This window comes from Sulfitobacter sp. NFXS29, assembly GCF_040148765.1.
GTDB lineage: Bacteria > Pseudomonadota > Alphaproteobacteria > Rhodobacterales > Rhodobacteraceae > Sulfitobacter.
In genome coordinates this window covers 142,771-155,451 of record NZ_JAGDED010000002.1, presented here as the reverse complement: position 1 = coordinate 155,451, position 12,681 = coordinate 142,771, and the positions used below count along the sequence as shown (strand labels likewise).

The window sequence follows — 12,681 nt, the reverse complement described above, 5'->3', positions numbered from 1 at the left end:
CAATGACATCTACCGCGCTCACCTACTCCGAAGACCAAGCCGCCGCCCATGACAAGGTGGCCGAGATGCTGCGCTCTGCGGGCATTGATCTGGACGATTCATTGCTGATGCCGCCTGCGGGCGGGCCGGATCAGGTGATGGCGGTGACGGGCAAGGCCGGATCGGGCAAAACGCTGCTGCTGGCCGAGCTTTATCGTGCCTTGGAAGCGGCGGGTGTGGACATCGTTTCGGGCGATTACGAATCGCGCAAGAAACGTGAGAAACGCACGCTGGCGATCCTTGCGCCGACCAATAAGGCGGCGAGCGTTTTGCGTCTGCGCGGCGTGCCCGCAACGACGATCCACCGCATTCTTTACACGCCGGTTTACCACCCCGAATACGAGCGCATCGCAGAATGGCTGACCGGGAACGGCGAAAAGCCGGACATCGAAGGGCTGAGCGAAGTCGCGCTTGACCGGGCAGCGGCGTTTTTTGCGAACAACAAATCCGTCCCCGGGGCGCTGGCGGCGGCGGGGCTGCGGGGCAGTGATTTCATCACCGGATGGAAGCGCCGCGAAGACCCGCTGGATATCGGCTTTGTCGACGAAAGCTCGATGCTGGATGACAAACAGTTCGAGGACCTGAAAGAGATTTTCCCGACGCTGCTGCTGTTCGGCGATCCGGCGCAGTTGGCCCCGGTAGGGCAATCCGGCACGATGGTGTTTGAAAAGCTGCCTGAAAAGCGGGTGTTGAACCTCAACCGGATCCACAGGCAAGAGGCTGATAACCCGATCCTCGATATCGCCCATGCGCTGGCCGACCCGCAGCTAGAATTTCATGACTTCGAGCGGATGATCGAAGACGCGGCACGCAAAGACGACCGCGTGGTTTGGGGCCAGCGGGTTGAGGTTGATCTGATGGCGCGCAGCCCGGTGCTGGTCTGGCGCAACGCGACGCGTATTCGGCTGATCAATGCATTCCGTGCGGTGCATGGTGCGCCTGAAGATGCACTGTTGGCCGGCGAGCCGCTGATCTGCGACGGGATCGAACTGCCGTTGAAGCACCGCAAGAAACGCCTCGACCTAGAAGCGCGCGGCCTGATCAAAGGCGCGCAGGTGGTCTATCTGGGCGAGGGGCGCAAGCCGGGATTCAGCCGATTGCACGTCATTGGTGCCGAAGACCCGCAGGTAAGTGCCGCGTCGATTGTCAAAATCGAAAAACCGGACGAGGAAGAGCCCTTTATCCCCTTCGCCGCGCGGATGGGGGCGACGTTTCTGCACGGCGCTGCTGTGACGATCCACAAGGCGCAGGGCAGCCAGTGGGAGAACGTGCAGGTCTTTGCGCCCGATCTTTATGCGGCCGCGCGGATGGGGCGCTCTGAGGCCGGGCAACCGCTGTGGAAACGGCTGGCCTATGTCGCCATCACCCGCGCGCAGGAGCGGTTGATCTGGGTGGTGCGCAACCGTCTTAGCAAACCATCCGGCCCGCTGCGCGTGGATGACCTGCGTGCCGCCCCGGCAGCCGCGCTGACACTTGAGGCGACCGAGGACGGCGCGGCTTAGCGGCGCAGCAGCCCAAAGACGGCAGAGGCGCCCCAGCCCGCGGTAATGGCGATAAAGAGCGACAGCAGCCCGTAGATAAAGGCCTGCTCATGGGCGAGGTTGAATAGCCATCGCTCCATCCCGACTTTGCGCACGTCGATCACCGTTTCATATTGCGCCACCACATCGCCGCCACGGGTCAAAAAAATCCGCGTGTCATAGGCGCCCTCGGTGAGCGAGGCGGGCAGGGCAATGGCGGCGCGGAAGAGGGTCTGTTCATCGACCTTCACGCCATCTTCGATGACTTGGTAAAGGTTGGCATCCTTGCGCACGCGGATCAGCGCATCGGTGAACTGGGTCGGGTCTGCGATCTCCATCGGCGCCCCGACCGAGCGGATGGCGCGGGGGATGGAAATGCGGTGGCGCAGGTCTTCGATGCGTTTAAGCACGTCGGACAGCGGGCCAGAGGTGACCACGGCATAGAAACTCGGCGCGCGGTCGACCTCAACCGCGTCAGTGTTGACCCAGATGCCAAAGCGCCGCTCCTTGCGCCGCACCATGATCGGGGTCGACGGGCCAGAGACGGTCACGACCACCTCAAGCGGCGCACCTTCGGGGATCGGGGTTTCACGTTTGACAGCGCCGTAGACAAGGATTTCGGACCCGTCGAAATTGGTGGTGATGGAGACTTCGGCTTGGCTGAGGCCCAGCACGATCTCCTCTTCCGCCGCGGCGGTGAGGGCCGTGAGCATCAGGCCAGCGAATGCGAGAACTGCGCGGATCATTCTGCCGCCACCGGGCTGAGGGAATAAAGCTCGGACGGTTCCAGCAGCAGATCGAGCGCCAGCTTGCCGCAGACCGCGAGGACCAGCACTGCCAGCAAGATGCGCAACTGTTCGGCCTGCATCCGCACGCCGATCCGCGTGCCGACCTGTGCACCCAGCACCCCGCCGACCAGCAAAAGCACCGCCAGCACGATGTCGACCGTCTGGTTGGTGGTGGCGTGCAGCATGGTGGTGAAACCGGTCACGAAAATGATCTGCAACAGCGAGGTGCCGATAACCACTTTGGTGGGCATGCCAAGCAGGTAGATCATCGCGGGCACCATAATGAAGCCGCCACCGACGCCCATGATGGCCGAGAGCATCCCCACCGCCGCGCCGACAAGCACCGGGGGGATCACCGAGATATAAAGCCCCGATACCCGAAAGCGCATTTTCATTGGCAGGCCGTGGACCCAGTAGTGTTTCTTGCGCTGCACGCGCCCGCCCTTGCGGGTGCGGCGGATCGCGCGGAGCGATTCAAAGAACATCAGTCCGCCGATGATGCCCAGAAAAATCACGTAGCAAAGGGTCACCAGCAGATCGACCTGACCCAGCGATTTCAGGTAGTTAAAGATGAACATGCCGATGCCCGAGCCGACAAGACCCCCGGCCAACAGGACCCAGCCCATTCGGAAATCCACCGTGCGCCGTTTGAGGTGCGCCAGTAGGGCCGAGAAGGACGAGGCGACGATCTGGTTGGTCGAGGTGGCAACGGCCACGGCAGGGGGGATGCCGACAAAGAACAAAAGCGGCGTGATCAGAAACCCGCCACCGACGCCGAACATGCCCGACAGGATGCCCACAATGCCGCCCAATCCCAGAAGGAGAAAGGCGTTAACCGAAACTTCGGCGATGGGCAGGTAGATTTGCATGACGTTTCCTAGCCCCGAACGGCCGCGCTTTTCAACATAGCTTGCCGCGATAAAGCGACCACTGAGATAGGTTGCGCCGATCCGGCCCTCGGGTGCAAGGGCCGGAGGGGGATGTCAGCGTTCTTTTACATAGGGTTCGCCGCCCGCGCGGGGCGGGATCGCCTTGCCCACGAAGCCCGCGAGGATCACCACCGTCATCAGATAGGGCAGCGCGCCCAGAAGCTGGCCCTGCACCTTGATGCCGATGACCGACTGGATCACGTCAGGCCGCGTCTCTAGCGCGCCGAAAAGGCCAAAGAGCAGCGTGGCCCAGAGCGCGTACCAAGGGCGCCACTTCGCAAAGATCAATGCTGCCAGCGCGATGAAGCCGCGGCCCGCCGACATGTCTTTGACAAAGCCCGCCTGCAGCGCGGTGCTGAGGTAGGCCCCAGCCACGCCACAGAGCAACCCGGCAATGGCCACGGCGGCATAGCGCAGACCAACGACCGAAACGCCCGCGGTGTCCACGGCGGCAGGGTTTTCGCCCACCGCCCGCAGACGCAGGCCAAAGCGGGTGCGGAACAGGATCCACCATGTCAGCGGCACGGCGAGGAAGGCGGCATAAACCAGGATGGAATGGCCCGAGATAAGCTCTTCGTAGAAGGGGCCGATGAAAGGCACGTCGGCCACGGCCTCGGCAAAGGGCAGGGTGATCGGCTCGAACCGTGCGCCGCCAAAGAGCGAGGGCGTGCGGCCGCCTTGGGCGAACCAGTCTTGAGCAATCAGCACCGTCATGCCCGCGGCGAGAAAGTTTATCGCCACGCCAGAGATCAGCTGGTTGCCGCGGAAGGTAATCGAGGCCAGCCCGTGCACAGCGCTGAGTGCCAGCGAAGAGGCGATGCCCGCCCCAAGGCCAAGCCAGACCGACCCGCTGAGCGATGCAACCGCGGCGGAAAAGAACGCTGCCGCCAGCATCTTGCCCTCAAGCCCGATGTCAAAGACGCCCGCACGTTCGGAGAAAAGACCGGCAAGACAGGCCAGAAGCAGCGGCGTGGCCAGCCGCACGGTGCTGTCGAGCAATTGGATGAGCGTGATATAGTCCATAGGTCAGACCCGCTTTCTCAGGGGGGTATAGGGGCTCATTCCGCGCTCTCCGACTGGGCGCTGCGGGGGCCGGGTTTGGGCTCTTCGTCAGCGGAATTGGCAGGAGGGCCGGGGCGGCGGAACATCAGGAAAAGACGCTCCAGCGGCATCCGCACCATGTTGTCGAGCGCACCGGTGAAGAGGATCACCAGCGCTTGGATCACGACGATCAATTCGCGGGGGATCGAGGTCCAAAGGGCTAGTTCGGCACCGCCTTGGTAGAGGAAACCGAACAAAAGGGCGGCGAAGAAGACACCAACCGGGTGGCTGCGGCCCATCAGGGCCACGGCAATACCGATAAAGCCCGCGCCTTCGGTGGCGTTCAGCACCAGCCGTTCGCTTTCGCCCATGACGTTGTTGATCGCCATCAGCCCCGCCAGCGCGCCCGAGATGATCATCGTGACCATGGTGATGCGCACAGGCGAGATGCCAGCGTATTTGGCGGCAGGTTGCGAGTGGCCATAGGCGCGGATTTCATAGCCCAGACGGGTGCGCCAGATCAGCAGCCAGATCACCACACAGGCCGCCACGGCCACCAGCAGCGAAACGTTCGCCGGCGCGGATTTTGAGAATGCGATGCCCAGAGGGGCGAGCAATTCATGCAACGTGGGCAGATGCACCGCTTCGGGGAAGCGCGCGCTGGCCGGGTCCATGCTGCCGGGCGGGCGCATGACGTTAACCAGCACATAGTTCAGCAGGGCCGCGGCGATGAAGTTGAACATGATCGTGGTGATGACGACATGTGAGCCGCGTTTGGCTTGAAGCCAGCCGGGGATCGCGGCCCAGACCGCGCCCAAAAGCCCGGCCATCACACCGCAGCCGATCAGCGCCAGCGTCCAATGCGGCCAAGGGATATAGAGCGCGGCAATGGCGACGCCCAAACCGCCCAGCATCGCCTGACCTTCGCCGCCGATGTTGAACAGCCGCGCGTGAAAGGCCACGGCAACGGCAAGCCCGGTAAAGATGAAATTGGTCGCGTAGTAAAGCGTATAGCCCCAGCCATAGGTCGAGCCGAGCGCGCCTTTGACCATTAGCGTCACGGCGGCAATCGGGTCTTCCCCAATGGCGAGGATCACCAGTGCCGAGAGCAGGGCCGCCAGCAGCAAAGAGATCAGCGGCACGAGGATGACCTCGGCCCATTTTGGCATCACGTCCATCTCAGACCTCCTTGCTGGCGTCGCCGCCAACGCGGGCGAGATTGGCTTCAACTTCGGCCACGCTATGTTCGTTTTCGGTGTCGGTGATGCCAGCCATCAAAAGCCCCAGTTCTTTCTCGTCGGTCTGGTCGGCGGCGCGTTCGCCCATGATCTGCCCGTCGAACATCACCGCGATGCGGTCCGACAGGGCAAGGATTTCTTCGAGTTCGACCGAGACCAGCAGGATCGCCTTGCCCTGATCGCGCAGGGCGATGATCTGCTCGTGGATGAACTCAATCGCGCCGATGTCGACGCCGCGTGTGGGCTGGCCGATCAGCAGCAAGTCGGGGTTGCGCTCGATCTCGCGGGCGAGGACGATCTTTTGCTGGTTCCCGCCCGAGAAATTCTTGGCCGCCAGCGTCGGGTCGGGCGGGCGCACGTCAAAGCGTTCCATCTTGTCTTCGGCGTCGGCGCGGATGGCCGCGTGGTCCATCAACATGCCGCTGTTGAAGCGGTCGTCGTGGTGGTAGCCGAAAACGTTGTTTTCCCACGCCTGAAAATCCATGATCAGACCTTCGCGCTGGCGGTCTTCGGGCACATGGGCCACGCCGCGGGCGCGGCGCGATTGGCCGTCGCTCTTCTTGCCCGAAAGGTCCAGCGGCGTGCCGTTTAGCGTGACGCTGCCGGTGCCATCGGCATAGCCGCCCAGCACTTCGAGAAGTTCGGATTGGCCGTTGCCCGCAACACCCGCAAGGCCCAGCACTTCGCCCGCGCGGATCTGCAGGTCGATGCCGCGCAGACGCTCGACGCCCTTGTCGTCAACCACGCGCAGACCTTTGACATCAAGGATCACGTCACCCGGCGTTGCGGGCTTTTTGTTGACACGCAGCAAGACCTTACGCCCGACCATCAGCTCGGCCAGTTCCGGCGGCGAGGTCTCGGCGGTTTTCACGGTCGCGGTCATCTTGCCCCGGCGCATGACCGACACGGTGTCGGTGATCTCCATGATCTCGCGCAGCTTGTGGGTGATCAGGATGATGGTTTTGCCCTCAGAGCGCAGGCGCCCGAGGATGCGGAATAGCTGGTCGGCCTCGGCAGGGGTCAGCACGCCAGTGGGCTCGTCCAAGATCAGAATGTCGGCCTGCCGGTAGAGCGCCTTGAGGATTTCCACGCGCTGCTGCATGCCCACGCCGATGTCCTGCACCAGCGCGTCGGGATCGACGTTGAGGCCGTAGTCCTCAGACAGGCTGATCAGTGTTTTGCGGGCTTTGGAGAGCGAGGGCTTCAACAGTCGGCCATCTTCGGCGCCCAGAATGATGTTTTCCAGCACGGTGAAATTCTCGACCAGCTTGAAATGCTGGAACACCATGCCGATGCCCGCCGCGATGGCGGCTTGGCTGTCGGGAATCTCGGTCTTTTTGCCACTGATGAAAATCTCACCCGCGTCGGCTTTGTAGAACCCATAGAGGATCGACATCAGCGTCGATTTGCCCGCGCCGTTTTCGCCGATAATCCCGTGGATCGTGCCGGGCATCACGCGGATCGAGATATCTTTGTTGGCCTGCACTGGGCCGAAGGCTTTGGAGATGCCTTTGAGTTCGATCGCTGGCGCAGTGCCGGGAGCTGGCGCGGTGCCGGTAGCGGGGGCGGTATCGGTCATATCAAAAGGTCCTGCGGGCGTGGCGGCCCTTGATCTGGAAATGAGCCATCTTTGTCCGTGTCACGCTGTCATGTTCGGAAAGGGCCGCGCCGGTGGAACGGCGCGGCCCTTGTGGTCATTTTGATTAATCTAGGCTCAGAAGTCCAGCGCCGGGCAGCTGTCATTCTCGTAGTAGGAAACCACTTTGATCTCACCATCGATGATCTTCTGGCGCGCTTCGTCGACGGCGGCCTTCATTTCTTCGGTCACGAGGTCGGCGTTATGCTCGTCCATGGCGACGCCAACACCTTCTTCGGCAAGGCCGAGGGTCACGACTTCGCCAACTTTGAGGTCTTCGCCCGCCATCATCGCGTCATAGACCGCGACATCGACACGTTTCAGCATCGAGGTCAGGACTTTGCCCGGGTGCAGGTGGTTTTGGTTGCTGTCCACGCCGATCGACAGGATGCCTTCGTCGGCGGCGGTTTGCAGCACGCCCACGCCGGTGCCGCCTGCTGCGGCGTAAACCACGTCAGCGCCTTGGTTGATCTGGGCCTTGGTGATCTCAGACCCCTTCACCGGGTCGTTCCAAGCGGCGGGGGTGGTGCCCGTCATGTTGGCGATGACTTTGGCATCGGGGTTGGTCGCCATGACGCCTTGGGCATAGCCGCAGCCGAAGTGGCGGATCAGCGGCACGTCCATGCCTCCGACAAAGCCGACGGTGTTCGACTCAGATGCCATCGCGGCCATCACGCCGACGAGGTAGGACCCCTCATGCTCGGCAAAGCTGACCTGACGCACGTTGGGCAGGTCGAGCCAGTTCACGTCGACCACGGCGAATTTCGTATCGGGATAGTCAGGGGCCACCGTCGAGAGCGGATCGGCCATGGCGAAACCCATGGTGATGATCGGGTTGGCACCGGATTCGGCAAAGCGGCGCAGAGCCTGCTCACGCTGTGCTTCGGACTGCATCTCGATCTCGGCGAATTTGCCACCGGTCTCTTCGGCCCAACGGGTCGCGCCGTTAAAGGCCGCTTCGTTGAAGCTTTTGTCGAACTTGCCGCCAAGGTCAAAGATCAGCGCGGGTTCGGCCAGCGCGGCGCCCGATGTCAGGGCCAAGCCTGCGGCTGCGCCGAGGAATTTCGTCATGAGGGTCATTTATCGTCTCCCGGTTTGTGGTGCCGGGCGGTCGGGCAGGTGCTGCCGCCACGGCGTTTGTGGATCATATGATCAGGTGTAATTTAGGGCGCAGGCGGGGGGTAGGGTCAACCGCTTTTTGCGGGCAGGGCGGCGGGATCGCCACAGTGACCACGGGTCAACATGCGCCGCAGAATGCAGGCATCGACCGCCGCTGCGCCCCTGCGCGCATAATAGGCACGGCGGGTGGCAATTTGGGCAAAGCCTTCATCCGCATAGAGCGCGCGGGCGGGCCGATTGTCGGCGGCAACCTCAAGAAAGGCACGGTCACAGTCGGCGGGCAGGGCCGCCAGCCAGTCGTGCAGCAGGGCGCGGCCCAGCCCTTGGCGCTGCCGGGCGGGGGCGACGGCGAGGGTGAGCAGTTCAGATTCGCCCACGATGGTGCGGGTCAGGGCAAAGCCACCGGGGCGGGTGAAAAGCTGCACGAAAGGGCTGTCCAGCAGGCTGGCAAACTCTGCCTCCTGCCACGGCCTGTCTTGGGTAAAGGCGGCGGCGTGGAGGGTCGCAAGCGCGGTCGGTGTCACGGCAGCAGCACCGGGGCCGCGTCGCGCGCCGGGGCGGCATCGGCGGGGCGCAGGTAAAGTGGCGCGGGGCGGGCCGGACTATCGGCGAAACGGCGGGCCGTGATGCGGGCGATGGCTTCGGCCACCGGCATGGCGTGAGGCTCTCCGCCCGCGCCGATGAGGGGGCCGGTGAAGGCCGGAAGAGCCGCTGCGTCGTAAAGGGCGGGGGTGGAAATGCCCGCGTTGTCATAGCCTTGGAGAAAGACCTGATCGCGGCGTGCATCCACGGCGCAGGCGCAGGGGCCATCGTGACCCTCGCGCAATGCGTCAAAGGCATCGACCCCGACCGCCGGAATGCCAAGGCCAAGTGCCAACCCACGCGCGGCGGAAACGGCGATGCGGATGCCGGTGAAATTGCCCGGACCGATGCCAACGCCAAGCGCGTCGAGATCGGCGTAGGCCACGCTCGCGTCACTCAGCAGTTCCTCGCAAAGGACCAACAGCCGTTCGGCCTGGCCCTTGGCCATCGGCTCGACGCGCGCCGCCAACACCCGGTCGCCCGACAGCAAAGCGGCCGCGCAATGCGCGGCCGATGTGTCGAAGGCCAGAATGAGCGGCCCGCTTGCGCGATGCTCAGGCAACCGGGCGCACCTCTGTCACCTCGGGGATGTAGTGGCGCAGCAGGTTTTCGATGCCCATTTTCAGCGTCAAGGTGGACGAAGGGCAGCCCGCGCAGGCGCCTTGCATGTGCAGATAGACAACGCCACGCTCAAACCCGTGGAAGGTGATATCGCCGCCATCTTGGGCCACGGCAGGGCGCACGCGGCTGTCAAGCAACTCTTTGATCTGACCGACGATTTCACCGTCTTCGCCGTCATGGGCGGCATGGCCCGACGTGGGCTGGTGGTCGGAGGCCATGACCGGCTCACCGGATTGGAAATGCTCCATGATCGCGCCGAGCAGGGCGGGTTTCACATGGTCCCATTCCACCGCGTCTTGCTTGGTCACGGTAACGAAATCGGTGCCGAAGAACACGCCCGTCACACCCTCAACAGCAAAGAGCCGTTGGGCCAGCGGCGATGTCGCACCGGCGTCGGGGGTCGGGAAATCGGCGGTGCCCATCTCCAGCACGGTCTGACCCGGCAGGAACTTGAGCGTTGCGGGGTTCGGAGTGGATTCGGTCTGGATGAACATGGGGTGTACCTCGCTTTCGGCGTGGGTTCTGATATGCGCCTGCGCGGGCGGCAAGTCAAGGTTTAGAACCGTTCTAAATTGTTTGCGGCCCACACGGAGGGGCGGGATTCAAGGCTGGGTCAGGCGCAGGCGGCGGTCATGTGATCGCTTCGAGCCGTTCCTTGCTGAGATCGCCGGGCACGATGGTGATCGGCACAGGCAGAGCCCCGGCAGAGCGCGACAATTGCGTAACAAGCGGGCCGGGGCCTTTCTTGCGGTCGCCGCTGGCGCCGAGCACCAGAACACCGATGTCCGGGTCGTCGGAAAGTTGCTGAATGATCTCATCCGTGGGCTCACCCTCGCGGATGATCAACTCAGGATCGACGCCCTGTTTGTCGCGCATCCATTTGGCGAAAACCTCGAAATGCACCTCGATCCGCTCACGGGCCTCTTCGCGCATCAGGTCGCCGACGCCGATCCAATGGTTGAACTCTTCGGGCGGGATCACCGACAGGACGGCCACGCCGCCCCCGGTACGCGCCGCGCGCAGAGCGGCAAAGCGCATGGCATTCAAACATTCGGTGCTATCGTCCAGCACCACTAGGAATTTACGCATCAAACCCTCTCTCCGCACCTCCTCCCGGTGCGGTGTGATCATGGCGCGGGCGGGCGGCGCTGGCAATTGCTTTTGCGCGCCGCTGCCGCCCGGACCTTCAGCCGCGCTGACTTGCGGCCCAATCCCAATACATTTCGCGCACGCGGCGGGTCACCGGGTTCTGGTTGTCCCCGGTGCCATATTGCGTGTCGTCAAAGGCGCGGACGGAGGTCACCTTCATCATATTGCCCGACAGGAACACCTCATCGGCGGCATGGAAATCGTCAAAGCTGAGGACGGTCTCATGCACCTTCATGCCCGCGTCGCGCATGTTCGACATATGCCGCGCGCGGGTGATCCCGGCAAGGAACGTGCCATTGGGAATGGGGGTGAAGACCTCGCCATCCTTGACCATGAACACGTTCGCACTGGCGCTTTCGGCGACATTGCCCATGGCATCGGCCACGAGTGCGTTGCCGAACCCTTTGGAGCGTGCTTCGACCATCATGCGGGCGTTGTTGGGGTAGAGGCAGCCCGCTTTGGCGTTGACGACGTTGTCTTCGAGAACCGGGCGGCGGAAACGGGTGCGGGTCAGGGTCGTGGCGGCCTCTGGCGGGGCCATGGGGATTGCTTCAAGGCTGATGGCGAATCCGGTGGCGCCTTCGCGGGGCACGATGCCCAGCTCATCCCCGGCCAGCGCCCAATACATCGGACGGATATAGACCGCCTGATCGCGCGAATAGCTTTTCAGCCCCTCGCGACACATTTCGATCATATCCTCAGTCTCGACCGTGGGGGTGATCATCAGGGCACGGGCAGAGCGGTTGATCCGCGCGCAATGCGCCTCAAGATCGGGGGCCAGCCCGTCAAACAGCCGCGCCCCGTCAAAAACGGTGGTGCCGAGCCATGCGCCGTGATCGGCAGCCTTGATGGTGGGCAGATCGCCGTCGTGCCATGCGCCGTTGAAATAGGTCTTGATGTCTGTGCCGGTGGCCATGTGACGATCCTTAGGAATTGCTTCGGTAGATGCCCTCGGGCAGGTTCAATGCCGCCGTCAGATCGCTCAGCTGCGCGGGGGACAGGGTGATCTTGACCACGCGGTCAGTGCGCGCGTCCCATTGCTCGATCGTGATCTGCCCCGCAAAGGCAGAGACAGTCACGTCCTCGCGCAGGGGGGCGTCGGATTCGTCGATCAGGGTGATGACGGTGGCGTCGAATTCGTGCTCGATGGTAAACATGAGGGCACATTAGGCTTTGTACTCGCGAGCGCAAGACCGCCGTTGGGACGTCAAAGCTCTGTGAACGGGGGTGGCAGCGCCGGGGCGTCATGATAGACAGGTGGGCGAGGAAAAACCGAGCGAGGACTTGCCGTGAAATTGTTGAATGCCCTTGGCGCATTTGCCGTCATCGCCCTGCTTTCGGCCTGCGAGGTGGCACCGGTTCAGACAGCGCCGATTCAGGTCGACCGGCCACAGACCACGGGGCAATCTGGATCACGGCTGAGCGCGAACGCCGCCGCGCGGAGCTTTGTGCAGGTGGTTCGCACGCTCGAGCCCGTGGCCGAGCGTGAGTGCCGCAACCGCACCACAGGGATGAATTGCGACTTCAACATCGTGGTCGATGACCGTCCCGGCCAGCCTGCCAACGCCTTTCAAACGCTAGATAAAAACGGTCGCCCGATTGTCGCCTTTACCTTGGCGTTGATCGCCGATGCCCGCAACGAAGACGAGCTTGCCTTTGTGCTAGGCCATGAGGCCGCGCATCACATCGCGGGCCATATCGCCCGCCAGCAGCAAAACGCCATGGCGGGCGCGGTGATCTTTGCCGGGATCGCCACACTCAGCGGGGGGGACGCGACCGCTGTGCGCACGGCGCAGGAACTGGGTGCTGAGGTCGGCGCGCGGCGGTACTCCAAGGACTTTGAGCTTGAGGCTGACGCCCTTGGCACGATTATCACCGCGCGGGCGGGCTATAATCCGTTGCGCGGGGCGGAATTCTTTACCCGCATTCCCGATCCGGGTGATCGTTTCCTTGGCACGCATCCGCCCAACAGTTCGCGCATTGATATCGTGCGGCGCACCATGGCGGGGCTGTGACGGT

14 protein-coding genes are annotated in these 12,681 nt (G+C 63.3%); 2 read left to right on the top strand and 12 right to left on the bottom strand.

From position 1 onward, the window contains the following. Positions 1-2 precede the first annotated feature (2 nt). The gene (locus J3456_RS05570; RefSeq protein ID WP_349579272.1) at positions 3-1,541 is read left to right on the top strand and encodes an ATP-dependent DNA helicase; all 1,539 of its coding nucleotides are present in this window, start codon (positions 3-5) and stop codon (positions 1,539-1,541) included. On the opposite strand, the gene J3456_RS05565 is transcribed toward J3456_RS05570, so the two are convergent. The 12 genes from J3456_RS05565 to J3456_RS05510 form a co-directional block, all read right to left on the bottom strand. Beyond that, positions 1,538-2,305: a TIGR02186 family protein gene (locus J3456_RS05565; RefSeq protein ID WP_349579271.1), complete on the bottom strand. Its 768-nt coding sequence runs from the start codon at positions 2,303-2,305 to the stop codon at positions 1,538-1,540. The genes J3456_RS05570 and J3456_RS05565 overlap by 4 nt on opposite strands. Then, a complete protein-coding gene (locus J3456_RS05560; protein ID WP_067628108.1) occupies positions 2,302-3,216 on the bottom strand; it encodes a sulfite exporter TauE/SafE family protein in 915 nt (304 codons plus the stop codon). The genes J3456_RS05565 and J3456_RS05560 overlap by 4 nt, the downstream gene beginning before the upstream one ends. 114 nt (positions 3,217-3,330) lie before the next feature. Further along, positions 3,331-4,299, bottom strand: coding sequence for an ABC transporter permease (locus J3456_RS05555; protein ID WP_349579270.1), 969 nt, complete (start codon positions 4,297-4,299; stop codon positions 3,331-3,333). A gap of 35 nt (positions 4,300-4,334) precedes the next feature. Next, on the bottom strand, positions 4,335-5,495 hold the full coding sequence (locus J3456_RS05550; RefSeq protein WP_349579269.1) for an ABC transporter permease: 1,161 nt from the start codon (positions 5,493-5,495) through the stop codon (positions 4,335-4,337). Position 5,496: 1 nt separating this feature from the next. Further along, complete coding sequence (locus J3456_RS05545; RefSeq protein WP_349579268.1) at positions 5,497-7,134, bottom strand: ABC transporter ATP-binding protein; 1,638 nt, start codon at positions 7,132-7,134, stop codon at positions 5,497-5,499. Positions 7,135-7,269: 135 nt separating this feature from the next. Then, a complete protein-coding gene (locus J3456_RS05540) occupies positions 7,270-8,271 on the bottom strand; it encodes a BMP family lipoprotein (protein WP_349579266.1) in 1,002 nt (333 codons plus the stop codon). A 107-nt stretch (positions 8,272-8,378) separates the two neighbouring features. Then, a complete protein-coding gene (locus J3456_RS05535; RefSeq protein ID WP_349579265.1) occupies positions 8,379-8,834 on the bottom strand; it encodes a GNAT family N-acetyltransferase in 456 nt (151 codons plus the stop codon). Then, positions 8,831-9,454, bottom strand: coding sequence for a tRNA (adenosine(37)-N6)-threonylcarbamoyltransferase complex dimerization subunit type 1 TsaB (gene tsaB / locus J3456_RS05530; RefSeq protein ID WP_349579264.1), 624 nt, complete (start codon positions 9,452-9,454; stop codon positions 8,831-8,833). Before tsaB ends, J3456_RS05535 begins: the two co-directional genes overlap by 4 nt. Then, on the bottom strand, positions 9,447-10,007 hold the full coding sequence (locus J3456_RS05525) for a NifU family protein (protein WP_093928438.1): 561 nt from the start codon (positions 10,005-10,007) through the stop codon (positions 9,447-9,449). Before J3456_RS05525 ends, tsaB begins: the two co-directional genes overlap by 8 nt. Before the next feature lie 136 nt (positions 10,008-10,143). Beyond that, the gene (locus J3456_RS05520) at positions 10,144-10,602 is read right to left on the bottom strand and encodes a universal stress protein (protein WP_040700546.1); all 459 of its coding nucleotides are present in this window, start codon (positions 10,600-10,602) and stop codon (positions 10,144-10,146) included. 97 nt (positions 10,603-10,699) lie between these two features. Further along, positions 10,700-11,578, bottom strand: coding sequence for a branched-chain amino acid aminotransferase (locus tag J3456_RS05515; RefSeq protein ID WP_349579263.1), 879 nt, complete (start codon positions 11,576-11,578; stop codon positions 10,700-10,702). 10 nt (positions 11,579-11,588) lie between these two features. Continuing rightward, complete coding sequence (locus tag J3456_RS05510) at positions 11,589-11,819, bottom strand: DUF8831 family protein (RefSeq protein ID WP_067625976.1); 231 nt, start codon at positions 11,817-11,819, stop codon at positions 11,589-11,591. A 132-nt stretch (positions 11,820-11,951) separates the two neighbouring features. On the opposite strand from J3456_RS05510, the gene J3456_RS05505 reads away from it, so the two are divergent. After that, positions 11,952-12,677 (top strand): M48 family metallopeptidase, encoded by a 726-nt coding sequence (locus J3456_RS05505; protein ID WP_349579261.1) that lies wholly within the window; start codon positions 11,952-11,954, stop codon positions 12,675-12,677. Positions 12,678-12,681 lie beyond the last annotated feature (4 nt).

Bases quoted from the DNA above. Each gene is read 5' to 3' on its own strand.
- J3456_RS05570 (WP_349579272.1), top strand. From the start codon at position 3: ATGACATCTACCGCGCTCACCTACTCCGAAGACCAAGCCGCCGCCCAT.
- J3456_RS05565 (WP_349579271.1), bottom strand. From the start codon at position 2,305: ATGATCCGCGCAGTTCTCGCATTCGCTGGCCTGATGCTCACGGCCCTC.
- J3456_RS05560 (WP_067628108.1), bottom strand. From the start codon at position 3,216: ATGCAAATCTACCTGCCCATCGCCGAAGTTTCGGTTAACGCCTTTCTC.
- J3456_RS05555 (WP_349579270.1), bottom strand. From the start codon at position 4,299: ATGGACTATATCACGCTCATCCAATTGCTCGACAGCACCGTGCGGCTG.
- J3456_RS05550 (WP_349579269.1), bottom strand. From the start codon at position 5,495: ATGGACGTGATGCCAAAATGGGCCGAGGTCATCCTCGTGCCGCTGATC.
- J3456_RS05545 (WP_349579268.1), bottom strand. From the start codon at position 7,134: ATGACCGATACCGCCCCCGCTACCGGCACCGCGCCAGCTCCCGGCACT.
- J3456_RS05540 (WP_349579266.1), bottom strand. From the start codon at position 8,271: ATGACCCTCATGACGAAATTCCTCGGCGCAGCCGCAGGCTTGGCCCTG.
- J3456_RS05525 (WP_093928438.1), bottom strand. From the start codon at position 10,007: ATGTTCATCCAGACCGAATCCACTCCGAACCCCGCAACGCTCAAGTTC.
- J3456_RS05520 (WP_040700546.1), bottom strand. From the start codon at position 10,602: ATGCGTAAATTCCTAGTGGTGCTGGACGATAGCACCGAATGTTTGAAT.
- J3456_RS05515 (WP_349579263.1), bottom strand. From the start codon at position 11,578: ATGGCCACCGGCACAGACATCAAGACCTATTTCAACGGCGCATGGCAC.
- J3456_RS05510 (WP_067625976.1), bottom strand. From the start codon at position 11,819: ATGTTTACCATCGAGCACGAATTCGACGCCACCGTCATCACCCTGATC.